The sequence below is a fragment of the Roseibium litorale genome, from assembly GCF_014842915.1.
GTDB classification, from domain to species: domain Bacteria; phylum Pseudomonadota; class Alphaproteobacteria; order Rhizobiales; family Stappiaceae; genus Roseibium; species Roseibium litorale.
Map to the genome: position 1 here is coordinate 58730 of NZ_JACYXI010000017.1, position 25545 is coordinate 84274.

The following is a 25545-nucleotide window of genomic DNA, read 5'->3' on the forward strand; positions in this document are numbered from 1 at the left end:
GTTTCCATCCTGCGTCTGCCTCACGGCGCCTTGAAGAAGTCTTTTGCCGTCACGACCTCGCCCATCACGGATTCGGTCAGACGGAAGACAATCGGCGTGCTTTCCGGCATCTTCGTACCTGCGGGAGAGGTGACCAGCACGCGCAATTCGCGAGTCTGATCCGGACCGATTTCAATGATCGGCCGGTCTGCAAAGGTAGTATCCACCCCGACAGCCTCAACCTTAGTGCCCTGCGGCATGCCTTCCACATGGAGCATGAAGTGCCTTGTATGGGTCCGTTTGTTGAGCAGACGGACAGAATACCCGTTCCGGATGGAACCATCTGTCTGCACCACATAGATCGGATTGCGGTCATGCAGCACGTTGATCCCGGCAAAGTCGCGGGTCAGCAGCGCTGCGAGCATGATCAGTCCGACAGCGGCAATCACAGCCGCATAGATGATCGTGCGCGGGCGCACGATGCTGTAGACAGGGTCCTTGCCCTCAACACGGCGCTGGATATTCTCGTCGGTGTCATACCCGATCAAGCCGGTTGGCTTTCCGACCTTGACCATCACGGCGTCGCAGGCATCGATGCAAAGGCCGCACTGAATGCAGTCAAGCTGCAAGCCATTGCGGATATCAACCCCCGTCGGGCAGGCATGGAAACACTGGGCGCAGTCCACGCAGTCGCCCGCCGGAAGTCCCGCAGCTGCAAGCTGCTTGTTGTGCTTGAGCGATCCGCGCGGTTCGCCGCGGTCCCAGCGGTATGTGACGTTCAGCGCCTTTTCGTCGGTCAAGGCTGCCTGGATGCGGGGCCAGGGGCACATATAGATGCACACCTGTTCGCGCATGAACCCGGCAAGCAGGTAGGTCGTGGTGGTAAGGATGCCAATCCAGAGATAGGCACTCCAGGGTGCCTGGAACGTCGCGAGTTCATAAACCAGGGTCGGAGCGTCAGCGAAATAGAGCACCCAGGCCCCGCCGGTCCACCAGGCGACCATCAGCCAGAGGAAGTGCTTCGTAGCCCGCTTGCCGATTTTGCCGAACGTCCAGGGATCCCTGTCGAGCGCCATACGCTCACGGCGGTCGCCTTCAACCTTGCGTTCGATGAACAGGAAAAGATCGGTCCATACGGTCTGAGGGCACAGATAGCCGCACCAGATACGTCCAGCCACCGCGTTCATCAGGAACAAGGTGACTGCTGCCAGGATCAGCAGACCCGTGAGGTAATAGACCTCCTGGGGCCAGATCTCGATGAAGAAGAAGTAAGCGCGGCGTCCGGTCATATCGACCAGAACGGCCTGATCGGGGGCATTCGGTCCGCGGTCATAGCGGATGAAGGGCAGGAAATAGTAGATTCCGAGAGTGATAAAGAGCAGGGCCCACTTGATCTTCCGGAAGAGTCCATGGACTGCCATCGGATAGATCTTCTTGGCAGACGCGAACCATTCCTCAGGTTCGCCACCGTGCCCGTGTTCGGTGTCGGCGCTCATGCCGTCCGTCCTTCTGTTCCGGATCCTGCCCCAAAAGGATCCTATGGGTACCGGCACGAGCAAGCTTGCCGCCCGTGCTGTTTCCTAAATATCCGGCGCAAAGCACTGCTGCCTTGCGCCGGATCAAAACCGGTCAGTTTCCGGTCGGATTTTCTGCCTTACTGGCCACCACCGAAGGAGTGGACGTAGACGGCGAGCGACTTGATGGTCGCAGGGTCCAGACGGCCTTCCCATGCCGGCATGACGCCGTTATGCGGGTTGGTAACCTGGGCCTTGATCGCTGCCAGGGACTTTCCATAGAGGTAAGTCGCCGCGGTCAGGTTCGGTGCGCCCATCTCCTGGGAGCCCTTCAGATCGTCGCCATGGCAAGCCGCGCAATTGTCGGCATAGACCGTGGCACCGGCTGCCAGATCAACGCCCGGCTCGGTTTCGAGACCGGTCTTGGAGGCCACGAAGTTGGCCACCTGGTCGATCTGCTCCTTAGACAGCAGCTCATCGCGGCCAAAGGCCGGCATGTCGCCGATACGGGCTTCGTCATGGCCGGACCGGATGCCATAAAGCAGAGTCTGCTGGATGTCCTCCATCGTGCCGCCCCACAGCCAGTTGTCATCCTGCAGGTTCGGATAGCCCTTGGAGCCGGTCGCGCCGGATCCATGGCACGGTGCGCAGTTGTCGCCGAAAGCGGCTGCCCCGTTGGCATTGGCGAACTCCAGAAGTTCCGGAGTCGTGCGGATGTCCTCGAAGGAGGCATCCACAAGCTTGGAGCCGATTGCGGCGCGTTCGGTCATACCGGCTTCATAGTCCGCCAGCGCATCTGCGCGCTGGCTGTAACCCATGACCCCGGCGGTGTAGCCCGAGATCAACGGCCAGGAAGGATAGATCACCCAGTAACCGATCGCCCAGACGATACACACATAGAAGGTGTACAGCCACCAGCGGGGCAGCGGGTTGTTCAGTTCCTTCAGGCCGTCCCACTCGTGACCGGTGGTCTCGACGCCCGTAATCTTGTCGATTTCTGTCTTGTGTGTTTCCGACATGGATCAATCCTCCCGGAACGGGATCTGAGCGGCGTCTTCGAACCCCTTGCGGTTCTTCGGCCACAATGCGTAGGCCAGGACAGCGCCAAACATGATCATGAAGTAGAGGAGCCCCCAGGTTTGCGCGAAACCTGCAAAGGCAGTGTAGGTCTCATTCATCGCATCACCTCAGGTTTGCCTTGTCGTCGTAGATCGAGAAGTCGACGGTGGTGCCGAGCATCTGGAGATAGGCGACGAGTGCGTCCATTTCCGTCACTTCCTTCGGGTTGCCGTCGTAGTCGCGGACGACTGCGGCCGGATACCGCTCAAGGAAGGCATCCGCGGCTTCCGTATCAGGTTGAGCCTGGGCCAGGATGTCCTTGGATGCTGCCTCGACCTGATCGGCGGTGTAAGGCACGCCGATCACTTCGTTGACCGTCAGGTGGCTCTCGATGTCCCGGGTGTTCAGCCGGGTTTCCTTCAGGAAAGGATAGCCGGGCATGATCGACGCCGGAACAACAGACCGCGGGTCCATCAGGTGAGCGACGTGCCAGTCGTCGGAATACTTGCCGCCAACGCGGGCAAGGTCCGGACCGGTCCGCTTGGAACCCCACTGGAACGGATGATCATACATGGACTCCGCAGCCAGGGAGAAGTGGCCGTACCGCTCCATTTCATCGCGCATCGGACGGATCATCTGCGAGTGGCAGAGATAGCAGCCTTCACGGATGTAGATGTTGCGGCCCGCCAGTTCCAGCGGCGTATAGGGACGAACGCCCTCGGTCTTCTCAATGGTGCTCTTCAGATAGAAGAGCGGCGCGATCTCGACCAGGCCGCCGATGGCGACCATGATCAGAATACCGACGAGGAGAACGATCGAGTTCTTTTCGAAGATTTGGTGTTTTGCCCAAACAGACATTTTGTCTCCTCCCCCTTATTCGGCTGCAGCCAGGGCGCCGCTCGGGTTGGCTTCGGCTTCAGCAGCCTCGCCGTAACGGACGGTCATCCAGAGATTGTAGGCCATGATCAGGGAGCCGAGGACGAACAGAGCGCCACCAGCAGCACGGATCACATAGAAGGGGAACATTGCTTCAACGGTTTCGATGAACGAGTATTCAAGGAAGCCGAGCTTGTCGTATGCGCGCCACATCAGACCCTGCATGATGCCCGAGACCCACATCGCGGTGATGTAGAGAACGATGCCGAGGGTCGACAGCCAGAAGTGCCAGTTGACCAGCTTGAGCGAGTAGAGGCTCTTCTTGTTCCACAGCCAGGGAACCAGGCAGTAGAGCGCACCGAAGGAAATGTAGCCCACCCAGCCCAGAGCACCGGAATGCACATGGCCAATGGTCCAGTCTGTGTAGTGCGACAGTGAGTTGACCGCACGGATGGACATCAGCGGACCTTCGAAGGTCGACATGCCGTAGAAGGCGACCGACACGACGAGCATACGCAGAACCGGATCGGTTCTCAGCTTGTCCCAGGCACCGGACAGGGTCATCAGACCGTTGATCATGCCACCCCAGGACGGCATCCATAGGATGACCGAGAAGGTCGCACCAAGGGTCGACGCCCACTGCGGCAGAGCCGTGTAGTGCAGGTGGTGAGGACCAGCCCAGATATAGATGAAGATCAGAGCCCAGAAGTGAACGATGGACAGGCGGTAGGAGTATACTGGCCGGCCAGCACGCTTCGGAACAAAGTAGTACATGATGGCCAGGAAGCCGGCGGTCAGGAAGAAGCCCACCGCGTTGTGGCCGTACCACCACTGAACCATGGCGTCCTGCACACCGGACCAGACGATGTAGGACTTGGTCCCGAACACCGACACCGGAATGGTGGCGTTGTTGACCAGGTGCAGCATCGCAATGGTGACGATGAAGGCCAGGTAGAACCAGTTGGCCACATAGATGTGCGGCTCCTTGCGCTTCCACAAGGTTCCCAGGAACAGCATCAGATATGCCACCCAGACAATGGTCAGCCACAAATCGGCGTACCATTCCGGCTCGGCGTATTCCTTGCCTTCCGTCACGCCCAGCAGGTAGCCCGTACCGGCGATCACGATGAAAGCATTATAGCCGATGATCACAAACCACGGCAGAACGCGGCCCGGCATGCGGGCGCGGGAGGTGCGCTGGACCACATACATGGAGGTTGCCAGAAGCACGTTGCCGCCAAAGGCGAAGATCACTGCGGAGGTATGCAGCGGACGCAGGCGGCCGAAATTCGTCCAGGGAAGGTCGAAGTTCAAAGCGGGCCAAGCCAGCTGGGACGCAATAATCAGACCCACGGTGAAGCCTGCAATACCCCAGAACATGGCTGCAACGGTGCCGAATTTGACCGGCCCCATGTTGTAGTTCGGCTTGCCGTTGATCTCCTGAGGAGCCAGCTCGCCGTTGCTGTCAAAGTAAGTTTTGAAGATGGCGAATACGCCGCCGGCAGCCACAAGGGCTCCGATCGTTGCGTGAAACGCCATCACTTGGTCGTATGTTTTGCCTGCTACGATTAGGCAGGCGAATGCCAACACCACAAGGAAAGCTGCGAAAAGTCCTTCCTCGAGCGTGATGAGTCTGGCCTTTGTCTGTGCCATTTTCGCGCCCCAGTCTTCTCAATCGTTACACTGTGCCAACGATTAGATGGACCATGCGCACGTTGCGCGTCAGGACACGTTGATTCAAATCAACATGCCTCCAAGCCCCTCATGAAAACCGCCAGCTTATCCCTCAAGTGCGGCAAATGGCGCACAATGCCAGACGCCGCAGCCCTCCGAACACAACCCGGGAGAGCAATGGACCCGTCCCTATCCTCGTGAAGGGGACGGCTTCCATTCGCCTCTCCCGGGGGGCAGTTTGTCTCAATTAGAACGGAGTGAGAAGAGTGAATACACTGGAAGCGTGTAGTTGAGGCAAAATACCTCAGTTATTCCGGTCACTTATTTTTCCCGCAGCACCAGCGCAGTCACCAGTGGAAGAAGCAGGACCATGCCGATATAGCGGGCCAGCTGGTGGGCGGCCACAAAGGCCGGGTCCAAATCCAGCATGAAGGCCAGCAAGGTCATGACCTCCAGGCCGCCGGGGGCATAGGCCAGCAAGAGCTGGCCAAAGGGCAGGCCCAGGAAATGGGCCACGCCCCAAGCAGCCCCGGCTGAAACGGTCAGCCCAACGGCAACCGCACCAAGGCCAACGCCGATCATGGACAGGAAGGACCGCCAGGTGGTCTGGGAGAACCGGCAGCCGATAAAACACCCCAGACCGATGTAACAGGGGACCAGAACCCACTCCGGCAGAGCAACGGGAATCGTTCCAGACGCATTGAGTGCCGAGCTCATGAAAAAAGCCCCTGTCAGCCATCCTCCCGGAAATCTGAGCCGGACCGCAATCAGACTGGCGGCAAGACAGAGGCTGGCCAGCAGCGCGAGCTGCCCCGCTCCGGGGACAACCGGACGCTCCATGCCATGCATGACGTGATCCGTGCTGCCGGTCACACCGTAAGGCAGAACGACAACGAGAATCAGCAACCGGATCGACTGGGAGGCGGCGATCCGCGCCAGATCCGAACGGGTCTCAGCCGCAAGAGCCATGACGAAGGACAGCGCACCCGGCAACGCGCCGAAATAAGCCGATGTCTTGTCCCAGCCCGCCGACAGACGCAGGAAGGCGTAGGTCGCCAGTGTCACCAGGATTACCACGAGAAACAGAATGGCCATGGACACAGGCCACTGGCTGATCCGCGACATCACTTCCGGACTGACACCGGCTCCCATGGACAGCCCCAGCACAACAAACAACCCGTTGCGCATCACACCCGGAAGCTCGACAGGCAGCCGCGACAGGGCGGCGAGCGCCACAACAATCATCGCGCCGGACAGCCAGCCAGCCGGAAGCCCGATCAGATCGAAGAGGGTTCCACCGGCAGCGCCAAAGGTGAGTGTCAGGAGAAGAGAGGCAGCCGGGCGCAGATGAAACACGCAGGAACCCTTCTAAGGGAGTTGAGAAAGATCAAGGACGGCGGAGGGCTGGAAATGCAGAGTGCCATCATGACAGACACATCTCTATCCTATGCAATGCGCAATGTCCCGCGCTACACCAGTTATCCAACGGCGCCGCATTTCAGCCCGTCGGTGACAGCAGAGGCCTATGAAGGCTGGCTGGGCGGCTTGTCGTCCTCGGATAGCTTGTCTCTTTATCTCCACGTCCCGTTCTGCAGGGAAATCTGCCATTACTGCGGCTGCCTAACCAAGGCGACCCGGCAGGATGCGCCTCTGGTTTCCTACGCCAAAACACTAGCCCAAGAGCTGATTCTGACCGCCGGGAAGATGCGCGGACAGGGCCCGGTGCGGCATATCCACTGGGGCGGCGGCACGCCGGGGCTTCTTCCACGTGAAAGCTTGCTGGAGCTGACGGGCCTCATCCGAGTCCTGTTTGATGTTGCTCCGGACGCAGAGCACGCCATCGAGCTCGACCCGCGCAATGTCACCCCAGCCCTTGCGGCAACGCTGGCTGAATGCGGCGTGACACGCGCAAGCCTTGGCGTTCAGGACTTCGACCCGGAGGTGCAGAAGGCCATTGGCCGCGTTCAGCCGCATTCCGTGGTTGCGGCTGCCACAGAAGCCTTGCGGGAAGCCGGAATCACAGCGCTCAATTTCGACCTGATGTACGGGTTGCCAGGCCAGAGCAGAGATTCCATCCAGGATACGGTCGCCAAGACCATAGCCTTCAAGCCGGGCCGAGTCGCCCTTTTCGGCTATGCCCACGTGCCCTGGATGCGCAAACATCAGCGCCTGATTGATGAAGCCGCCCTGCCGGGCCCTGCCGAAAGGATCCGTCTCGCCGATATTGCAAGGACAGACCTTCTGGCGGCAGGCTATGAGCCGATCGGACTGGACCACTTTGCTCTGCCGGCAGACAGCATGGCCATCGCCTTGAAAAACGGCACCTTGCGGCGGAACTTCCAAGGCTACACGACGGATCAGGGCGACCAGCTGCTCGGGTTTGGAGTCTCCTCAATCGGCAAGCTGAACCAAGGCTATGTGCAGAACATCAGCGATACCGGCGCATGGCGGCGTGCGGTTGAAGAGGGCCAGCTTCCCGTTGCCCGGGGCATGGCTCTGAGCACCGACGACCTCATGCGCGGCAAAGTCATCGAGGACCTGATGACGAGCTATGTCTGCGACCTCAAGGCAACCTGCCAGCGCTTTGGCCAGCCAGTGGAACGCCTTGCGGACTCTGTCCTGACCCTGTCCGAGCTGATCAGCGAGGGCATGGCAGAACTGGATGGCTGGACTGTCCGAATCCCGGACAAAGGCCGCCCCTTTGTCCGGCTGGCAGCAGCGGCCTTTGACGCCTATCTGGCACCGGCCCATGCTGAGGAGAAGCGGCACTCGATGGCGGTTTGACCCGCTATCGCCCTCTCTCCAGCCGGGAAATTTCACACTCGATCAAACAAGGAAGGACAGTGCCTCACCTGTCGGCGTTCCTCAATTCCGCGTTGGCGATTGCCTCATCCAGGCGAAGCGAACGCGGAAAAGGCTGGCACCTGAACGGAGCCAGCCTTCCCGAAACCGGTCCAATGGGAGCTTGTGCCTTATTTGGATTTGACCCGATTGGGGGATGTCAAATCAATGGAAGCCGGTCATCTGGCAGAGGCTGCAGACCTTGTGCAGATGGATCTGATCCGATTTGTCCGCCCGGATAACGCCCTTGCGCTTGAGATCCGAGACCACGCGGCTCACCGTTTCGATGGTCAGGCCGAGATAATCGGCGATTTCCTGACGGGTCATGTGAAGCTTGATATCAGAGCTGTCGTCCACCCGCTCCGGGTCAGGTCCGACACAGCCAACGCCGCCCCGGTTTGGAACAAGATACATCAGAAAGCTTGCGACCCGCTCATGCGCGGACTTGCGGCCAAGCAGCACAGCATGATCATGCAGAGCATTCATCTGGGAGGTCAGGCAGCGCGTTAGACGGCGCTGGAATTCAGGAGAGGTCTCAACCTGACGCAGATCGATTTCCTGAACCTGCGCATCGGTCAGGGTTTCCGCAGTGCAATCATGCTCCGAAGAGGATGCAAGACCGAAGATATCGCCAGGGCGCAAGACCTCAACCACCTGGCGGCGGCCATCGGGAAGCAGCTTGAACAGCATGATTGTGCCGCGCTCAAGATGATAGAGCCGCCGGGCTTCATCCCCTTCATAATAGACCACATCATGCGGAGAGAACTTGAGGCTCTTTGCGCCAAACTCGGCAAAGCTTGCGATCGCAGCCAGATGCTTCGCACTGGCAGCATTTCTCCGCTGCATATCGTTTGCAGCTACGGCTGTCTGATCGAGGTAAGACATAATTCCCCTCCAATTTTGCAACCGGCGCGGCAAGTGGCGCTTACTCGTGGACCTCTTCCATCTCCTTGACCCGGCCGCAGCTTTTGCGATCAGACAAGTTTTGGCTGAGGAGGCTTGCCTCGCTGATCCGCCCCGTCCGGCATACCAGCGTTGGTTGTTGCGGGAACCCTAGATCGAAGTTCGCGCCTGCGAAATTCGGTCGATTGCGTAAGGCCAACTACATAGTTTTGACAATCCGCGAGTTCTTCGAGGGGAAAACTGCCGGGAAGCTCTAAAGCCAACTCCCGATCAAATCAGACCGGTTCAGTTCAGATAAGCTGCGAGAGCTGGGAGGAAAAGCGGCTTGCGCAGAATAACCACGCCTTGCCGGCCGCTGGGCAGCGAGCGCTCAATCATGGTTCGGGAACGGCCGGAGATAACGATTATGCGTGCTGGACAGCCTTCCGTCTCCAGCTGGCTCACCACCTCTTCTCCACCGATACCGGGCAGGCCAAGGTCGATGAGAACCATGTCTCCGTCTTTGGGGCGGGCAGCAGCCAGAAAGGCTTCACCAGAGTCAAAGCAGACAGTCTGATGCCCGAGCTCTTCCAGCAAGACCGAAAGCGCATCAGAAACGGCTGTATCATCCTCAATAATATACACTAACACTTGTGTTATCCTGACCCGCCCAAATTGCGGTGATCAGAAAATAGCTCTTCGCAGGTTGCTATTCTGTACGCAATAACACTGTCAGAGTGCCCAAAACCCCTCTATTTCAAGGGGCTCCGACTCCAACCTATTCATATTCCTATTAAATCTGTTTTTACCAGAAATTTCGATTTCCGGTTCCCAAACTCACGCGTGACCGAGAACGATGCGAACCAGATCGGCTGCGTTCCGCGCGCCAAGCTTTTCCATGATCCGGGCACGATGGACTTCTACGGTGCGCGGACTGATGCCAAGCTGCCGTCCGGCTTCCTTGTTGGAGGCCCCTCCCGTGATTGCATCCAGAACTTCCCGCTCACGGCGGGTCAAAAGGTCGGCACCTTCATAAGCTCCGGGCTGATCGGTTGTGCGCTTTGCCATAGCGGTGATGCCTTCATTCACGCGCTCGACAACGGTTTCCGCAGTAAAGGGCTTTTCGATAAAATCGAACGCGCCGTTCCGGATCGCTTCCACAGCCATCGGGATATCGCCCTGACCAGAGATGATGAAGATCGGAGCAGGATAGTTATCCGCGTTCAAGGCCTTGAGAATTTCGATCCCCGAGCGGCCCGGCATGTGAACGTCAAGCATCACACAAGCCGGATGCGTCTTGCTGGCAGAATCGATAAATGTGTCGCCGTCGGAAAAGGTCTCAACAACAAAGCCTTCCAGACTGAAGACCACCGATAGCGCGTCCCGGACAGCAGGATCGTCATCTACGATATAGATGGCTTTCGGTTCGTTCGTCATATGCCCTCTTTCCCTTTCAAACTGGCCCAGCCGGAATTCCGCGTCCGCAGATCTCCAATCTATTTCATTTCAAACACTTGCGACAGTCATGCAGTCGCAGGTAACCGCAGCACAAACGTCGCACCCTTGCCCTCTTCAGGAGCACCAAGCATCAGATCGCCACCGTGGTTTTGCGCGATGGAACGGGAAATCGCCAGCCCAAGACCGAGGCCCTTGCGCTTTTGTCCAGAGAAAGCCTTGAACAGATCACCGGCAACTTCCTCCGGCACACCAGGCCCTGAGTCGGACACCCTGATCTCGATGAACCCGCCATCACTGGAGGCGGAGACAGCAACCTGTTTGACCTCGCTGTTCGCTGCAGCTTCCCTCGCATTGCGCAGAAGGTTGATCATAATCTGGCGGATCTGCACCGGGTCGGCCGATAGCGGCGGCAGTGAGGGCTCGGTTTGGCAGACAAAGAAATCACGGCGCTCATTCGTTCCAAGGGCCACCAGATTGATGCAGCCCTCCAGAAACTCGGCGACATCGATCTGCTCGCGCTCCGGCTCCTTTTTCTCAACCAGCTGACGCATCCGCTGGATGATCTCCCCTGCCCTTTCGGCCTCCTTCACAGCCTTGCCGATAATCGACAGGATGATTGGATCGATACTGTCATTGCCCTGCGCTTTCCGGGACACGGATTGCAGATACAGCAGGATTGCCGTCAGTGGCTGGTTCAATTCATGAGCAATGGCGGCACCCATTTCATCCATCGCGCTGATGCGGGTCATGTGAACCAGCTGAGCCTGGGCTTGAGCCAGCCGCTCCTCAACCGAGCGGCGCGGCCGCAGGTCCCGCAAAATACCGATGAACTGACGTCCGGCAGGGGTCGAAGCATCGCCGACAGAGAGCTCAACCGGAAACTCGGTCCCATCCTTGTGACGTCCGCGCACCTCACGGCCGATGCCTATGATGCGCTTCTCGCCTGTATCCAGATACCGCTGCACATATGCATCATGCGCACGCGCGTAGTCATCGGGCATGATAGCGCTGACATTTTTGCCCAGAAGCTCTGACGCTGTGTACCCAAAGATGCCTTCGCATGCCTTGTTGAAGGCAAGGACCTGGAACCGCTCATTGATAACCACGATACCGTCCACGGCTGTGTCGAAAACGCTCGCAAGGCGTGCTTCCGAAACCGTCCAACCCGGCACCTCAGCTCCATGACTTGCGTTATCCATAGCCCCTCGCGAACGGGTAACGTAACCCATAACCATCGTACAGGTTAGTACTTACCCGTTCAGGTTTAAGGGGTTCAGCAATAAACGGCAAGCAGCTGGTTTTCAGGCCTTCGAGACCCATTGCACGATGCGCTGCACCGCTTCAGCCAGATGATCCTGCCTGCGGGCGAAGCAAAGCCGCAGAAATCCTTCCCCTGCTGCACCAAAGGCACTGCCGGGAGCAAGGCCAACGCCGGTTTCACGCACGAGATCCAGAGCCAGCCGGCGCGTATCCGAAATGCCGTCTACCCCGAAAAAGAAGTAGAAAGCGCCATCCGGCGCGGCAAACCGGATCCGCTGATGAGCCGAAAGCCCCTCAACCGTGATTCGCCGCCCTTCCCTTGCCCTGGCAATCTGCTCATTGAGGAAGTCACTGCCTTCGGTCAGGCCGGTCAAGGCGCCTCGCTGACTGAAAACGGCAACGCCTGAAGTGGTGTACTGAACCAGGTTTTCGATGACCTGCCCAAGTTCCGGTGGCGCTGATAGCCAGCCGATACGCCAGCCAGTCATCGCCCAGTTCTTCGAGAAGGTGTTCACGTAGAGAATACGGTCGTTCTCTTCCGCAATGTCATAGAATGACGGAGCGCGAGCTCCTGCGCCGTAGAAGAAGCGGCCATAGACCTCATCCGCAATGATCCAGAGCCCCAGCGCACGGGCTCTCTCCAAAATGGCGGACAGCACCTCATGGCTGGCCACCCAGCCTGTCGGGTTGGAGGGAGAGTTCAGGAAGATCGCCTTGGTGCGGCTCGTCACCTGCGCGAAAAGCCGCTCGACATCCAGAGACCAGCCCTCCGGTGAGAAATCCATGGCAACCGGAACACTTTTTGCGCCCATGACTTCAACAGCCGCGGCCAGGTTGGGCCAGGCGGGGGAAGGATAAATCACCTCATCCCCCGCACCTGCCACGCATTGAACCGCCAGTTCGATCGCATGCATTCCCGATCCGGTTACGAAGAACCGTTCAGGCGAGAATGGACGGCCATAGACCCCGGAGTGATATCCGGCGAGCGCCTGCCGCAGCTCCGGAATGCCGCGCTGATAGGTGTAGAAGGTTTCGCCATTGTCCAGCGAGGTCTTTGCCGCATCCCGGATGAAGGGAGGCGTCGGAAGATCCCCCTCACCAATCCAGAGAGGGATCAGATTGCTTTGCTCACGCGCTGCATTGACCACCTCGACAATACCGCTTTCAGGTGCGTTCTGTGCTTCCGGACGCAAGGATGCAATGAGACTTGACGGCATTTGCCTGGATTCCCTGAAAAGGATGGATAGGCACTCATAAACGACCGGGCGGCGGCGGTCCCATTCATCTGTGTGAGCAATGCTTCACAGATGTTGATAAAAAACCGCCCTGAAAATCAGGACGGTTTTCGAATGGCATCCCGGACGGGACCGCCTTATTTCTTCAAAAGATCACGGATTTCGGTCAGAAGCACAATGTCCTGCGGCGGCGCGGCTGGCGCCTTCGGCGCTTCTTCCTTTTCGCGGCGCAGACGGTTCACGCCCTTGACCACCATGAACAGGGCAAAGGCGACAATCAGGAACTTGATCACGGCGTTGACGAACAGGCCGAGGTTCCACGTTACAGCGCCAGCCTCCTTCGCCAGAGCAACGGTGGCGTAGGGCCCTTCCGGCATGCCCTGCTTCAGCGTGACAAAAAGCTCGGAAAAATCAACGTTACCGAGCAGAAGGCCGATAGGCGGCATTATGATGTCATCGACCATGGACGACACAATCGCACTGAATGCGGCGCCGATTACGATACCGACAGCCATGTCGAGCATATTGCCCTTGATGGCAAATTCCTTGAATTCCTTAAGCATGCGCCCTCCTGCCTGCTCGTGTTCGAGGCGGATGCACGAACACTTTCAATCATTACCAAATCCTTAAAATGTTTCCCGGTGTTCGTCCATATCACACTTCGCTTCACCGCAAGACCAATAGACAGGACCGGCGACATATGCTCCGATTTACAAAGGGGCAGTGAAAGACAAGGCGTTGTGACAGCCGGAACACCCCCCGGAGGAACCGCACTGGCATGATGCACGGCACATTCGTGATACTGGCTGCTCTGGGCTATATCCTGCTGCTGTTCGCCATTGCCAGCTACGGCGACCGCATGCCAAAACGCTTCATCCCCGGACGGCGCGGAAGGCCCCTGATCTATGCCCTCTCCCTTTCCGTCTATTGCACGTCCTGGACGTTCTATGGCTCGGTCGGCGGCGCAAGCCACAATGGCTTCGAGTTCCTGACCATCTACGTCGGACCGGTTCTGGTCTTCGTCCTGGGCTATCCGGTTCTCCGGCGGATTGTAAGCATCTCCAAATCCGAGCGCATTACATCCATCGCCGATTTTATCGGCGCCCGGTATGGCAAGAGCCAGCCTGTCTCTGCTGTCGCCACCCTGATCGCCGTCATCGGCATCATCCCCTATATTGCCCTTCAGCTGAAAGCCGTCTCCCAGTCGATCACCACCATGATTGGCCCATTGCACGCCCCTGAAGCCGTTCTGTGGATGCCGGTTTTCAATGACACGACGCTGCTGATCGCCATCTGCATGGCCATTTTCACCTGGCTCTTCGGCACGCGGCATATCGATGCAACGGAACACCAGGCGGGCCTGATGCTCGCAATCGCAGCCGAGGCCGTGGTCAAGCTGGTGGCCTTCCTCGCTGTCGGCATCTGGGTGACCTATTCCCTTTATGAAGGACCGATGGATCTCATCCGGGCAATTTCCGAAGCGCCGGAAGTCGCAGGAGTTTTCACCCAGTCCCTCAACCGGGACAACTGGCTGGTGATGACACTTCTTTCCGCCTTTGCGGTGATTGCCCTCCCCCGGCAATTCCATGTGACCGTGACCGAAAACAACTCGGAGGAGGAAGTCCGTCGCGCGACCTGGCTGTTCCCGCTCTATCTGGTCCTGATCAACCTGTTTGTGGTTCCCATCGCCGCGGCCGGCCTCTTGCGCTTCGGGCAGGACATCAATTCCGACACCTACGTTCTTGCCTTGCCGATAGACGCCGGCCAGGGCTGGCTCGCCCTCTTCGCCTTCATCGGCGGGCTGTCAGCCGCAACAGCAATGGTCATCGTCGCGACAGTTGCCCTTGCGATCATGATCTCGAACGACATCGCCGTGCCGCTGATCCTGAGACGGCGCAGCGAGGAAGACCTGGTGGCGGCTGGCGGAAAGGACATGAGCAAGCTGCTGTTGACCGTCCGCCGCATGGCCATCCTGGTGATCCTGCTTCTTGCCTATGCCTATTACCGGGCAACGGGGAACACCGCCGCACTCGCCTCCATCGGCCTGCTCTCCTTTGCGGCCATCGCACAGTTCGCCCCGGCGTTTATCGGCGGCCTGCTCTGGCGCAGGGCAACGGCCCCCGGTGCCATTGCCGGAATGAGCGTCGGTTTCGCGATCTGGCTCTATACCCTTTTCATGCCAACCTTCGCGGTCTCCAATCTGATCCCCAGCACAATTTTGAACACTGGTCCCTTCGGCCTGGAGTTTCTCAAGCCTCAAGCCTTGTTCGGCTTGCAAGCTTCCCCGCTTGTGCATGGAACATTCTGGAGTCTTCTCGGCAACGTGATCTTCTTCGTTGTGTTCTCTCTGGCCCGCAAGCCGGAACCGGCTGAAAAGCTGCAAGCCAATATCTTCGTTCCCGCGGATCTCTCCCCGACACCAAGCCTGCGCCTCTGGCGGACAACAGTAACCGCGGGAGACCTGCGGGCCACCATCGCCCGCTATCTGGGAGAAGAGCGCACCGAACGGTCCTTCAACCGCTATGCGCGTGAACGCGGGCTGACCCTCGACCCCACAGAAACGGCGGATGCCAGCCTGCTGCGTTTTTCCGAACAGATCCTGGCAAGCGCCATCGGCGCGGCCTCGTCGCGTCTGGTGCTCTCGCTTATGCTGAAACGGCACGACCCGTCAGCAAAGGGAGCGGTGAAGCTGCTCGATGATGCCTCCGCCGCGATCCAGTACAACCGCGACCTGCTTCAGACCGCGCTCGATCAGGTGAGACAGGGCATCGCGGTGTTCGACCGGGACCTGAGGCTGATTTGCTGGAACCGGCAATTCCGCGACCTTCTGGGCTTGCCGACCGAATATGGCCAGGTGGGCACGACACTCGACTCCATCATCCGTTACAACGCAGAGCGCGGTGAACATGGCGACGGGCCCATCGAGGCCATCGTCTCCGACCGGCTCGAACGTCTGGTGGTCGTGCAGGATACCTTTCAGGAGCGCCTGACGTCGTCGGGTGCGGTTCTGGAGGTCAGGATCAGCCCCATGCCCGATGGCGGCATCGTCACCACTTATACCGACATTACAGAACGTGTGATGGCGGAAGACGCCCTTGCCCGGGCCAACGAAACTCTGGAGCGGCGGGTACGCGAACGCACCGAGGAGCTGACCTACGTGAATCAGCGGCTGGTGTATGCGACCCACGCCGCCGAAGAAGCCAACATCGGCAAGACCCGCTTTCTGGCGGCTGCGGGCCACGACATCCTGCAGCCGCTGAACGCCGCCAGGCTCTATTCGTCAGTCCTTGTCGACAGGCTGCGGGAGGGAGAAGCGGGCGACCTTGTCCGAAATGTGGAAGCTGCCCTCGAGTCCGTCGAGGATATTATCGGCGCAGTACTCGACATTTCCCGCCTCGACACAGGCGCCCTGAAGCCGGAACTGTCGGTCTTCAGACTGGACATGATCCTGACCGCCCTTAAGCTGGAATTTGAACCGGTTGCGCAGGAAAAAGGCTTGCGGCTGCGTTTTGTTCCCACATCCCTCTCTGTCCGATCCGACCGGCGGCTTTTGCGGCGCTTGCTGCAGAACCTGGTTTCCAATGCCCTGAAGTACACCGCAAGCGGCAGTGTGCTTGTTGGCTGCAGGCGCAGAGGCGGAAAGATCGTCGTCGAAGTGCATGACACCGGAATGGGCATTCCTCCAGCCAAACAAACCGTGATCTTCGAAGAGTTTCACAGGCTGGATGACGGCATGCGCGTTGCCAAAGGATTGGGCCTTGGCCTTTCCATCGTTGAGCGGATCTCCAATGTGCTGGATCATCCGGTCGGGCTTAGCTCAAGGGCCGGCAGGGGATCCTGTTTCCGGGTCACTCTGCCGGTCGCAGCTGCGGTTCCCCTGGAAGCTGCTCCTGCTAGCCTCCCAGGCATTCCCGGCCAGCTCAATGGTCTCCGCGTGCTTGCGATAGACAATGAGCCCGACATTCTCAACGGCATGCGTCATCTGCTGGAGAGCTGGCACTGTGACGTGATCACGGCCCGGGACGATGTAGAGGCTGCCCATTTGCTGAACGAGGCAGGGAAGAGACCCGACATCATTCTTGCCGATTATCACCTTGACGACGGCACCGGCATTGAGGCTATCGTCCGGTTGCGCTGGAAATTCGGCTCAAGAATTCCTGCCTTCCTTATCACAGCCGACAGAAGCAGAGGCGTGCGCAGCGAAGCGTCCGGCAAGTCGATCGAGATCTTCAACAAGCCGCTCAAGCCTGCGGCCCTTCGAGCGCAGCTAGCGCGCTGTGTAGCAGAGCGGGATGCAGGTGAGCTTGCCGGTGTCACTGGTGGTGGACAAGATAAGGCGTGACCCTCTTCTGCGTCTCTTCGTCTTCAAGCACGCGGAACAGCTCTTCACTACGGACCGGCCGGCCGAAGTGATATCCCTGCAATGAATCGCATCCCATCTTGCGGAGCAGTTCAGCCTGCGCTTCGGTTTCCACTCCCTCGGCTGTTACGGTCATGCCAAGGGTCTGTGCCAGCGAGATGATTGTGGAAATGATCGCAAGACTGTCCGGCCTCCCGGCCATCTCGTCCACGAATGACTTGTCGATCTTGATCCGGTCAAACGGATAGAGCCGCAGATAGGACAAGGAGGAATATCCCGTTCCGAAGTCATCGAGCGCAATGTTGACGCCAAGATCCGACAGGGCATTCAAAATGGCACCGGTCTGCCGGAAATCCTGAATAAGAACAGATTCGGTGATCTCCAGGACAAGCCGCTCAGGTTTCAGCCCTGTTTCCGCGAGAACGGCCTTCACCGTCTCGACAAAGCCGGGCTCCATGAACTGTACCGGAGACAAATTGACCCCAATGCCGGGCTCTCCCGGCAGATCCACCGCCTGAAGGCACGCCCTCCGTAACACCCATTCTCCAATAGGAATGATCAGGCCAGTTTCTTCGGCGATGGGAATGAACTCAGCCGGAGACACCAAACCCCGGCCCGGATGGTCCCAGCGCAACAGAGCCTCGTAACCCAGGACCGTTGCGTCCTTGCTGCTGACGACTGGCTGATAAGCGAGAACCAACTGGCCAAGTTCAATCGCAAAGCGCAGCTCTTCCTCGATCTGACGCCGGTTCCGGATCTCCTCTTCAATATTGGAGAAGTATGTGAGCGCCCGTCCCCTGCCGAGATGTTTAGCCTTATAGAGCGCCATATCAGCGTGCCTCATCAGCTCATCCAGCAGACGGCCATGCCCCGGGCTGACCGCCAGGCCAACCGTCGCGCCAACCTGCAGGGCACGTTCCCCGATTTGAAAGGGCTGCTTCAGAGCGTCGATGATCCGCTGAGCGATATGCAGTCCATCCTCAGGATCAGGAAAGCCCCCGATCGCAGCGAACTCATCACCACCAATTCTGGCAAGAAGAACCTTGCCCTCACAGACCCGGGTCAAACGTTCGGCAACCTGTTTCAAGAGGCGGTCGCCAACCGGGTGGCCGCAGATGTCGTTGACCGACTTGAAATTGTCGAGATCAATCATGAAGATCGTCTGGCTGCGACCCTCGTCATGAGCCTTGTCCAGCGCGGACTGCGCGACCTGGAAGAACCAGCTCCTGTTTCCGATGGAGGTCAGGGAATCGTGAGAAGCCATGTGTTCCAGCATCTGGCTGGAGCGGCGGGCCTCCGTTACATCCGATCCAACACCCCTGTAGCCGATGAATGTACCGCGCTCGTCATAAGCAGGCCGGGCCGCGAGGGACCACCAGCGGAGTTCCGGACCAACATGTATCGGGACGACCATGTTGTGGATCGACTGCCGGGAAATGAAGGCCTTTAACAGCTCTTTCCCCTCTGACGGCAGCTCCTCGACCACGCTGCGGCGCAACAAATGACCGAAGTCCATGCCTTGCAATTGTTCAAGGCTGCGGCCGCTCACGTCAGCGAAGCGCGCAGACACGCGTTGCAGACAGCCGTCCGCATCCGTTTCCCATAGCCAGTCGCTGGCAGTTTCCTCAAACTCGTTCAGAAGAAGGGCAATAAGTTCCTCTTTTCTCTTGGCTTCCGCTTCCGCCAGATAGCGGGAAACAAAAAGACTGGAAGAGAGAATGACTGAGCCAAAGACAATGAAGCTGTAGCTTCCAAGCAGAACCGCAAACACGGCGCTGTTCGCCGTTCCTTCAATGAGGAGTGCGGCCGCCGACCCGATCACAAGAATGCCGATCCACGCCATTGCGGCAGCGGGCACGGAGGCGAGCGCAAAACCGCCTGCGCCAATCATTCCTGTCGTCAAAGAGGAAATGATCAGTTTTGCCTCAGGGCCAAAATAGGCAAAGGTGACGACGGGAACGGCAGCCCAGAACGAGGCGAGCATGGCTGCGCTGCGTACAGCAGCTCTCATTGCCCTCACGGAGGCCTTCTTGACTGGCTTCACCCGGCTTTTTAACCATGCCTTGATGCCAAAACCCAGGCATATGGAAAGACCGCAAACCCATATGGCAAGCACACTGGCCGGTACCGGTCCATGAAGCACCCCGACAACAACAAGAATATTGATGATGTTGGCGACCAGCGTGAAGGGGAAGAGGTTCATAACCGTCCGGATCTGGGCAGCACGAATGCGTGACGCCAGCGCCTCGTCTATGACCTGCCTGCCGAAGGCAACAGATGTGGCAACACCACGCCCTGACAGACCCTCAAGCTCATGTGGTGGCTTTCTTTTTGCCCTGTCGGCATTTTGAACACTTCCATCAAGGGCTTCGACCAGACGAAGCAGGCTTCTGAAGCTGAACATCGCCCCTCACAACAGGACCTACACGTGGCTCAATTGCCTGATTCCGCAGATGCACCCACTAGTACCCTAATGCAGGAAACTTCCCGTAAGCCGGACATATAAAAGTTGATCTTTCTCTTTCATACATCTTCAACGACAGCCAAGAGTCTGGCGTCTAATCCATCTGCCATTGACCGGCTTCGATCTTCGAAGCAGCGATCACAGCCTGTGTCCGGCTCTCAACCCCAAGCTTCTGGAGAATGGCGGAAACATGCGCCTTGACGGTGGCTTCTGAGACGGAAAGCTCATAGGCGATCTGCTTGTTCAACAGCCCTTCCGAGAGCATCATCAGAACACGCACCTGCTGAGGCGTCAGCGTCGCCAGACGCTGAACCAGATCCGTGGTTCCATCGTTCGCGGACAGATCCACTTCCGGCGGCGTCCAGACATTTCCTTCCATCACCGAGGCGATCGCATCCCGGATCACTTCGATGCCATGGGACTTGGGAATGAACCCGGAAGCGCCGAACTTAATACAGCTGCGGATGGCCTGCGGATCCTCATTGGCCGAGACGATCACGACAGGCACACCGGCAAACTGAGCCCGCAGATACATCAGTCCTGAAAACCCGCGCATACCTGGCATCGTTAGATCCAGAAGAACCAGATCGACGTCGCCATCCCCTCCCATAAGGGCTGTCACATCTTCAAGGGTTCCGGCCTCATCGATGCGCGAACTGGGATACTGGGTTTCAAGCGTCTGTTTCAACGCCCCGCGAAACAGCGGATGGTCGTCTGCAATGATGAATCGAAACGCTGTATCCGGCACTCCGGGTCTCCTCCATATTGTCCGGGTCAAGCCGCATCCCGGCAACGAGCCTGTGCATGGTCCAGTCAGGCCTCTCCTCCCAGGAAGCCCGACTTCGTCACACAGACTGCCAGCCAGCAGCTCGGCCCGCTGGTAAAGATCGCTGCGTTCTGCCCTACCCCTTTGAACAGCGGACTTATCCGCCATTTCTGAAACTATGTTTGCAGCGCAAATAAACCGCGAGTCAATCCCACTGCGGGAAGGTCTTGAGACACGCACGCGTTTTCACCACGCTCAAACCGGTTGAAGTGGAAACGGTGAAGTGGAAGCGCCCGTCAGGTTCCCAGATAATGCAGTGTGACAGTTCGTTGATGAAGACCGTCCCGGTGTTCCACCAGATAGAGGGCTTGCCATGTGCCCAGGTCCATTTCACCGCCGATAACCGGGATCTGGAGATTGACGCCGGTCAGGAGGGTCTTGATATGAGCAGGCATGTCGTCGGCTCCCTCCATGTGATGGCGGTAGCCGACGGTCTCCGGAGCCAGCCGGTCAAGAGCGTCAATGATATCGGCCTGCACATCCGGGTCGGTATTCTCCTGAATGGTCAGGGAGGCCGAGGTGTGGCGCAGGAAGAGGGTTATCAAGCCATCTCCAGCCCCAAAACTCTTCAACCAGCCATTCACCGGCTGGCTAATCTGATGGAAGCGCTGCCCTTTTGTCGGAACCACCAGACGGGCCATGGATTGCCGCAGACTGCCGTCAGCGTCCTCCAGCGTCCACAGCCCCAGAGACGAATGGGATGTCATGCCAAGCCTCTTTGCCCTGTCTTTCACAGACCCGCGGCTCAGCTGCAAGCGCATCGGGACTGGTTCAAAGCCTCAGCCCTGAGCGGCTTAAACGAACCGCAATTTGAGTGATCACAGTTCTTATCAGGTTTGAAACATATGTGTCAGAGAAAAACAGAAAATTCCCGCTAAATACAATCTCTGGTTTATCGACATTGAGCAGTCATCAAACGATTACTCAAGATAGATAAAATAAGAATAAAAGCATAACTCCAAGGGACAAGACAAGATACGGGAAACCGTGCGTAGTTAGGACCACTTGCACAATGCCGTCTCAGGAAACCCTGCTATCCTTCGCCAGCCGCTGGGAATGCGATGAGAACAATCATCTGAACACTCAGTTCTACTTCGGTATTTTTGAAGAAGCAGACCGTCAGTTCCAGCTGCTGAGCGGGTTCTCCGATGTGCTTGCCGGTCAGAGGCGTGTGCGTCACGTCCGTTTTCATAAAGACGTGCGCTGTGGCGACCTCGTGCGCGTGAGCACAGGTGTCGCATTTGACGGTCCTCATATGCTGACCGTCGTGCATGAGATGTACAATGGCGCCACTGGCGAATTGACGGCAACCGCTATTGACGGATACGCGCCCAGCGCCTCCTCTGCACGCACACTCCGTAACCGCTTTATGGACTTCATGATCCCCATGCCGACGCATGCGGCACCTCATGAAATCCCACCCACGCCGGTCAATTCCAAGATGACACAGGCCGCTCTTCTGACTGCGGGCGCCATTCTGTCCCACCGCGCTACGGTTCTGGCGCGGCATCAGGGTGCCGACAACCGGGCCGACGATCAATTCGCCGCCTCCTGTGCAAGCTGCGCCTCTCCTCATGTCTGGGAGAGAACCCCTTTGAAACAGGCCTACCGGGAGCAGAATGGACTGGGACGTCTCACCAAAGAGGCGAAGCTGACCTGGCTCAGCCCGTTGAAAGCGGGAGATGCTGTTCTTGTCATCAGCAGTTTGACTGCGGTGCAGGACAAGTGCTTCACTCTGCGCCATCATCTTTTTGAAAGCCGGACAAAACGGCTTGCCGCGATCTGCGATTCAGCCGTTCTGGCGCTTGATCTTCAGCTCCGCCAGGCTGTCCCACTCCCCGAGCAGACAAGGCGTGAACTGACGGCTCTCTGCCTGTGATGGTCAAAGTAGCAACCGGTGAAACGCCTCTGAACTGCTTAGCGTGAGGACGGCTCGCCGTCCATCTCACGGCGCAAATCCTGCATCAGCCCGAAAAACCTGCGCATCGCCTTTTCCGAGAAATCCAGAACCTTGTTGAGTTCCTGCTCGTCCTCCGGCGCCAAGGATGATCCGTCTCCAGGCGCCTCTTTGCCGTCCGCTTTAGGACCGGAGGAACCGGGTGCAGGAACGTCCCCGTCAGTGGATTTACCGGTGCTCTTGCCCCTAGCCGCTTCCAGCTCCGCAACCCTCTGCTTGAGCGCATCAATCTGGCCGTTCAGGCTCACGATCTCGGCCTCATAGGCGTCTGCCGCCAATGGCACCGGAACGCAGCGCCAGGCGGCATTCTGCTTGTTGCAGACACTCACCGTGCCCTTCTGCCGGTCGATCCGCAGAACATCCTCACCGTTTCGGACAAGCTGAAAACGGTGCGGCGGGTCAAACCCCGTTTCATCGGGAATAACCGGCGCATCAGCGCCCGGTTCAGCGCCCCCTTCCGGCTTGACACCCTCCGGCACGCGTCCATCAAATTTCTTCGCGCTCGCAGTCGCAATCGCGGGCCGCGGATCCGGTTCCCCTGCAAACGCCGGAAAAGACATCTGCATGGCAAGCATCGCCGCGGCCGATCCCACCACGATCATGCGGCGTAGGCCCGGCACCTTCAGCGCTGCCGGCCGCTCCCGTCCTGTCTGCGAAAATCCAGCCATCTGTCACACCCGTCCCTTGATCTCATTCTTTCCTAGCAAAAGCGGATCACATTCTCATGGTCAAAGAATGATAAATGGCCGTCCTTCACAAAAGAACGGCCATCCGCAGGCATATTCAGCTGAATTTTGCCATTGCCAGAGCTTAGAGCGGTCTGAAGGCTGGACGGTCCGAGACCAGCGCCCGCTCCAGAAGATCAAGACGGTCCTGTCCCCAGAAGGGCTCACCTTTCAATACATAGCAAGGTGAACCAATGATGCCGGCCGCAATCGCATCCCGCTTGTTGGCCTGATAGATCTCCTCGACCTCGGCTCCCTGGGCATCCGCAAGAACCGGAGCGGCATCCGCTCCCAGACTTTCCAGGACGGACGCAATCACCGCTTCATCCGCAATGTTCCGGTCATGCACCCAGACCGCCTGGAAGACACTGAGCGAATAGTCGAGCATGTTGCCGCCGGACCGCTCATAGGCAATGCCGGTACGGTCGGCAAGACCTGGCGCGACCGGGAAGAAGGCAGGCTTGAAGGTCAAGGGAATGCCGCGCTCCTGCTGCCAGCGCTGCAACTCGATCATCCGGTAGTCCAGGCGGACCGGATGGCGCTTGGCAAACGGCAGGCCGCCGTTGCTCTCAAACACACCGCCCAGATCAACCGGCCTTGCGCGGATGGTGACACCATGCTTTGCGCAAAGATCCTGGAAGGCCTGATGACCCAGATAGGCCCAGGGCGACAGATGGGTGAGATAGTAATCGATGGTGCGGGACATGCCCTCTCCCTTAAGTTTCCGGAGCCCCCGCTCCTGATAATGGACGTGCTTACCCTGTCAGCAACGTTTCCAGCGCCTCTATCTTGTCTGCCTCCGCCGGTGGTTTGTCCCATCTCAGGCGGGCAATACGCGGGAAGCGCATGGCAAGACCCGATTTGTGGCGAGTCGACCTGTTGATGCCTTCAAATGCCACTTCGAGCACAAGACCCGCATCCTTGCTATGCAAAACTTCGCGAACTGGCCCAAAGCGGTTGACCGTATTGTTCCGGACAAACCGGTCGATCTGGACAAGCTCCTCATCCGTGAAACCGGAATACGCCTTGCCCACCGGCACCAGCACCTCCTGGCCTTCTGCTCCCCACCAGACGCCGAAAGTGTAATCGGAATAGAAGGAGGAGCGTTTGCCATGCCCTCTTTGGGCATACATCAGGACAGCATCGACCAGATAAGGATCGCGTTTCCACTTGAACCATTGCCCTTTGGGCCGTCCGGGAAGATAGGGCGCATCGCGGCGCTTGAGCATCACCCCTTCCACCGCATTTGCATCGGGGCCCGGCAGCAGGCTCTCAGGCGTTTGACGCGCAGCGGCTATTGCCGCCCAGCTGCCAGCCGCCACCTCCGGTGAGAGGTCAATCTGCGGCAGGTTGAGATCAGACAGAAACGATTCTAGACGGCGCCGCCGCTCCATGAAGGGCAAGGGCCTCAAATCCTCGCCTTCGAGCATCAGAAGATCATAAGCTCTTATGGCTGCCGGATAGTCACGCTGAAGCTTTGGCCCTGCCGTTTTGCGGTTCAACCGCTTCTGCAAATCCGAGAAAGGCTGCACAGCCCCCTCCCGCCGGATGAGCAGTTCTCCGTCAATGACCGCTTCAAAACTCATCAGGGCAACGAGGTCGGGAAACGCGCCGGAAATATCCTCGCCGGTGCGCGAATAGAGCCTTGCAGCCTGATGCCCGGCCGCATCCCTGGCCGCCGCAGCCTGAATACGGATGCCATCCCATTTCCATTCCACGAACAAGGCGTCTGCCGGGACGTTCGCAGGATCAGCGTCCTCCTCCAGCGGATGCGCCAGCATGACGGGCCGGAACGGCACAGGATCGAGCGTTTCCGGTCGCCCGCTACGTCCCTCCACCCAGGCAAACAGCTCCAGATAGGGCTGCTTCAGCCCGTGCCAGATCTCCTCCACATCATCCGGGGTGATGGTTCCAAGCCGCGCGACTGCGGTCTTAGCAAGCCGGGCGGACACACCGACACGCAATCCGCCGGTCAAAAGTTTCAACAGGGCCCAGCGCCCGGTCTCATCCAGCAAGTCCAGCCATCCAGCAAGAAGTGCTGGGATTTCAGCTTTTTTGGCTGTGTTCAAGGCCTCCACGACGTCCGCCAGAGACAGTCCGGCATTTTCCCCTTTGCCACGCTCTGAAGCGGGCCACATCAGGGCGATTGTTTCCGAGAGGTCTCCGACAAAGTCATAAGAGAGGCCGAAAAGAACTGCGTCCGTGCGGGTGCTGATCAGCTCGCGCAGCAAGGCGGGCTTTGCATGGCGGAAAGAAAGCTCCCCGGTCAAAGCGGCCAGCGCGTAGCCCCGGTCAGGGTCAGGTGTCTTGCGCAAATAGTCCGTGAGCAGCGCTTCCTTGGCGAGACGCCCCGGTTCGTAGGACAATCGGTCGAGCAGGTGAGAGAAAGCTTGCATCCAGCCTCAGGCGCAGCAGAACAGACAGAAGGATAACGT

At 58.6% G+C, this 25545-nt stretch carries 21 protein-coding genes; 3 read left to right on the forward strand and 18 right to left on the reverse strand.

Annotated elements, in window-relative coordinates:
- Positions 1 to 20: 20 nt before the first annotated feature.
- From ccoG to IG616_RS20490, 6 genes are all read right to left on the reverse strand, one after another.
- Positions 21 to 1475, reverse strand: coding sequence for a cytochrome c oxidase accessory protein CcoG (gene ccoG / locus IG616_RS20465; protein WP_209007876.1), 1455 nt, complete (start codon positions 1473 to 1475; stop codon positions 21 to 23).
- A 158-nt stretch (positions 1476 to 1633) separates the two neighbouring features.
- Entirely contained in the window at positions 1634 to 2512 is an 879-nt protein-coding gene (gene ccoP / locus IG616_RS20470) for a cytochrome-c oxidase, cbb3-type subunit III (protein ID WP_192150372.1), read from the reverse strand.
- 3 nt (positions 2513 to 2515) lie between these two features.
- Positions 2516 to 2671 carry a cbb3-type cytochrome c oxidase subunit 3 gene (locus tag IG616_RS20475; RefSeq protein ID WP_192150374.1) on the reverse strand — a complete coding sequence of 52 codons (156 nt, stop codon included), beginning with the start codon at positions 2669 to 2671 and terminating at the stop codon, positions 2516 to 2518.
- Between the two features lie 4 nt (positions 2672 to 2675).
- Entirely contained in the window at positions 2676 to 3410 is a 735-nt protein-coding gene (ccoO, locus tag IG616_RS20480) for a cytochrome-c oxidase, cbb3-type subunit II (RefSeq protein WP_192150376.1), read from the reverse strand.
- Positions 3411 to 3425: 15 nt separating this feature from the next.
- On the reverse strand, positions 3426 to 5081 hold the full coding sequence (gene ccoN, locus IG616_RS20485) for a cytochrome-c oxidase, cbb3-type subunit I (RefSeq protein WP_192150378.1): 1656 nt from the start codon (positions 5079 to 5081) through the stop codon (positions 3426 to 3428).
- A gap of 342 nt (positions 5082 to 5423) precedes the next feature.
- Positions 5424 to 6458: an AbrB family transcriptional regulator gene (locus IG616_RS20490; protein WP_192150380.1), complete on the reverse strand. Its 1035-nt coding sequence runs from the start codon at positions 6456 to 6458 to the stop codon at positions 5424 to 5426.
- Positions 6459 to 6527: 69 nt separating this feature from the next.
- On the opposite strand from IG616_RS20490, the gene hemN reads away from it, so the two are divergent.
- Positions 6528 to 7886 carry an oxygen-independent coproporphyrinogen III oxidase gene (gene hemN, locus IG616_RS20495; RefSeq protein WP_192150382.1) on the forward strand — a complete coding sequence of 453 codons (1359 nt, stop codon included), beginning with the start codon at positions 6528 to 6530 and terminating at the stop codon, positions 7884 to 7886.
- A gap of 222 nt (positions 7887 to 8108) precedes the next feature.
- Here the strand turns inward: hemN and IG616_RS20500 are convergent, their stop codons facing one another.
- The 6 genes from IG616_RS20500 to mscL all read right to left on the reverse strand — a co-directional run bounded on the left by IG616_RS20500 (position 8109) and on the right by mscL (position 13341).
- Positions 8109 to 8828, reverse strand: coding sequence for a Crp/Fnr family transcriptional regulator (locus tag IG616_RS20500; RefSeq protein ID WP_192150384.1), 720 nt, complete (start codon positions 8826 to 8828; stop codon positions 8109 to 8111).
- 303 nt (positions 8829 to 9131) lie between these two features.
- On the reverse strand, positions 9132 to 9476 hold the full coding sequence (locus tag IG616_RS20505; RefSeq protein ID WP_192150386.1) for a response regulator: 345 nt from the start codon (positions 9474 to 9476) through the stop codon (positions 9132 to 9134).
- Positions 9477 to 9662: 186 nt separating this feature from the next.
- Complete coding sequence (locus IG616_RS20510) at positions 9663 to 10262, reverse strand: response regulator transcription factor (RefSeq protein WP_192150388.1); 600 nt, start codon at positions 10260 to 10262, stop codon at positions 9663 to 9665.
- Positions 10263 to 10348: 86 nt separating this feature from the next.
- Positions 10349 to 11482: a two-component system sensor histidine kinase NtrB gene (locus IG616_RS20515; RefSeq protein WP_192150390.1), complete on the reverse strand. Its 1134-nt coding sequence runs from the start codon at positions 11480 to 11482 to the stop codon at positions 10349 to 10351.
- Between the two features lie 102 nt (positions 11483 to 11584).
- The gene (locus tag IG616_RS20520; protein ID WP_192150392.1) at positions 11585 to 12760 is read right to left on the reverse strand and encodes a pyridoxal phosphate-dependent aminotransferase; all 1176 of its coding nucleotides are present in this window, start codon (positions 12758 to 12760) and stop codon (positions 11585 to 11587) included.
- A 155-nt stretch (positions 12761 to 12915) separates the two neighbouring features.
- Positions 12916 to 13341, reverse strand: coding sequence for a large conductance mechanosensitive channel protein MscL (gene mscL, locus IG616_RS20525; RefSeq protein ID WP_192150395.1), 426 nt, complete (start codon positions 13339 to 13341; stop codon positions 12916 to 12918).
- 215 nt (positions 13342 to 13556) lie between these two features.
- Between mscL and IG616_RS20530 the strand changes: the two genes are divergently transcribed.
- Positions 13557 to 17120: a PAS domain-containing hybrid sensor histidine kinase/response regulator gene (locus tag IG616_RS20530; protein WP_192150397.1), complete on the forward strand. Its 3564-nt coding sequence runs from the start codon at positions 13557 to 13559 to the stop codon at positions 17118 to 17120.
- On the opposite strand, the gene IG616_RS20535 is transcribed toward IG616_RS20530, so the two are convergent.
- From IG616_RS20535 to IG616_RS20545, 3 genes are all read right to left on the reverse strand, one after another.
- Positions 17092 to 19542: a putative bifunctional diguanylate cyclase/phosphodiesterase gene (locus IG616_RS20535; protein ID WP_192150399.1), complete on the reverse strand. Its 2451-nt coding sequence runs from the start codon at positions 19540 to 19542 to the stop codon at positions 17092 to 17094. The genes IG616_RS20530 and IG616_RS20535 overlap by 29 nt on opposite strands.
- Positions 19543 to 19696: 154 nt before the next feature.
- Positions 19697 to 20350, reverse strand: coding sequence for a response regulator (locus tag IG616_RS20540; protein ID WP_192150401.1), 654 nt, complete (start codon positions 20348 to 20350; stop codon positions 19697 to 19699).
- A 314-nt stretch (positions 20351 to 20664) separates the two neighbouring features.
- Positions 20665 to 21135 carry a secondary thiamine-phosphate synthase enzyme YjbQ gene (locus IG616_RS20545; RefSeq protein ID WP_209007899.1) on the reverse strand — a complete coding sequence of 157 codons (471 nt, stop codon included), beginning with the start codon at positions 21133 to 21135 and terminating at the stop codon, positions 20665 to 20667.
- Positions 21136 to 21440: 305 nt separating this feature from the next.
- Here IG616_RS20545 and IG616_RS20550 point away from each other — a divergent pair, with 305 nt between their 5' ends.
- Complete coding sequence (locus tag IG616_RS20550; protein WP_192150403.1) at positions 21441 to 22307, forward strand: acyl-CoA thioesterase; 867 nt, start codon at positions 21441 to 21443, stop codon at positions 22305 to 22307.
- Positions 22308 to 22345: 38 nt separating this feature from the next.
- On the opposite strand, the gene IG616_RS20555 is transcribed toward IG616_RS20550, so the two are convergent.
- The 3 genes from IG616_RS20555 to IG616_RS20565 form a co-directional block, all read right to left on the reverse strand.
- The gene (locus IG616_RS20555; protein WP_192150405.1) at positions 22346 to 23053 is read right to left on the reverse strand and encodes a hypothetical protein; all 708 of its coding nucleotides are present in this window, start codon (positions 23051 to 23053) and stop codon (positions 22346 to 22348) included.
- Positions 23054 to 23195: 142 nt separating this feature from the next.
- Entirely contained in the window at positions 23196 to 23816 is a 621-nt protein-coding gene (locus IG616_RS20560; RefSeq protein WP_192150407.1) for a 2-hydroxychromene-2-carboxylate isomerase, read from the reverse strand.
- Between the two features lie 49 nt (positions 23817 to 23865).
- Positions 23866 to 25506, reverse strand: a complete 1641-nt coding sequence (locus IG616_RS20565; protein ID WP_192150409.1) for a cisplatin damage response ATP-dependent DNA ligase — start codon at positions 25504 to 25506, stop codon at positions 23866 to 23868.
- Between the last annotated feature and the right edge of the window lie 39 nt (positions 25507 to 25545).

Coding starts and splice junctions, on each gene's coding strand:
- IG616_RS20510 (WP_192150388.1), bottom strand. CDS start 10,262: ATGACGAACGAACCGAAAGCCATCTATATCGTAGATGACGATCCTGCT.
- IG616_RS20535 (WP_192150399.1), bottom strand. CDS start 19,542: ATGTTCAGCTTCAGAAGCCTGCTTCGTCTGGTCGAAGCCCTTGATGGA.
- ccoN (WP_192150378.1), bottom strand. CDS start 5,081: ATGGCACAGACAAAGGCCAGACTCATCACGCTCGAGGAAGGACTTTTC.
- IG616_RS20555 (WP_192150405.1), bottom strand. CDS start 23,053: ATGGCTGGATTTTCGCAGACAGGACGGGAGCGGCCGGCAGCGCTGAAG.
- IG616_RS20520 (WP_192150392.1), bottom strand. CDS start 12,760: ATGCCGTCAAGTCTCATTGCATCCTTGCGTCCGGAAGCACAGAACGCA.
- IG616_RS20475 (WP_192150374.1), bottom strand. CDS start 2,671: ATGAATGAGACCTACACTGCCTTTGCAGGTTTCGCGCAAACCTGGGGG.
- ccoG (WP_209007876.1), bottom strand. CDS start 1,475: ATGAGCGCCGACACCGAACACGGGCACGGTGGCGAACCTGAGGAATGG.
- hemN (WP_192150382.1), top strand. CDS start 6,528: ATGACAGACACATCTCTATCCTATGCAATGCGCAATGTCCCGCGCTAC.
- IG616_RS20560 (WP_192150407.1), bottom strand. CDS start 23,816: ATGTCCCGCACCATCGATTACTATCTCACCCATCTGTCGCCCTGGGCC.
- IG616_RS20565 (WP_192150409.1), bottom strand. CDS start 25,506: ATGCAAGCTTTCTCTCACCTGCTCGACCGATTGTCCTACGAACCGGGG.
- IG616_RS20530 (WP_192150397.1), top strand. CDS start 13,557: ATGATGCACGGCACATTCGTGATACTGGCTGCTCTGGGCTATATCCTG.
- mscL (WP_192150395.1), bottom strand. CDS start 13,341: ATGCTTAAGGAATTCAAGGAATTTGCCATCAAGGGCAATATGCTCGAC.
- IG616_RS20515 (WP_192150390.1), bottom strand. CDS start 11,482: ATGGATAACGCAAGTCATGGAGCTGAGGTGCCGGGTTGGACGGTTTCG.
- IG616_RS20545 (WP_209007899.1), bottom strand. CDS start 21,135: ATGACATCCCATTCGTCTCTGGGGCTGTGGACGCTGGAGGACGCTGAC.
- IG616_RS20500 (WP_192150384.1), bottom strand. CDS start 8,828: ATGTCTTACCTCGATCAGACAGCCGTAGCTGCAAACGATATGCAGCGG.
- ccoP (WP_192150372.1), bottom strand. CDS start 2,512: ATGTCGGAAACACACAAGACAGAAATCGACAAGATTACGGGCGTCGAG.
- ccoO (WP_192150376.1), bottom strand. CDS start 3,410: ATGTCTGTTTGGGCAAAACACCAAATCTTCGAAAAGAACTCGATCGTT.
- IG616_RS20550 (WP_192150403.1), top strand. CDS start 21,441: ATGCCGTCTCAGGAAACCCTGCTATCCTTCGCCAGCCGCTGGGAATGC.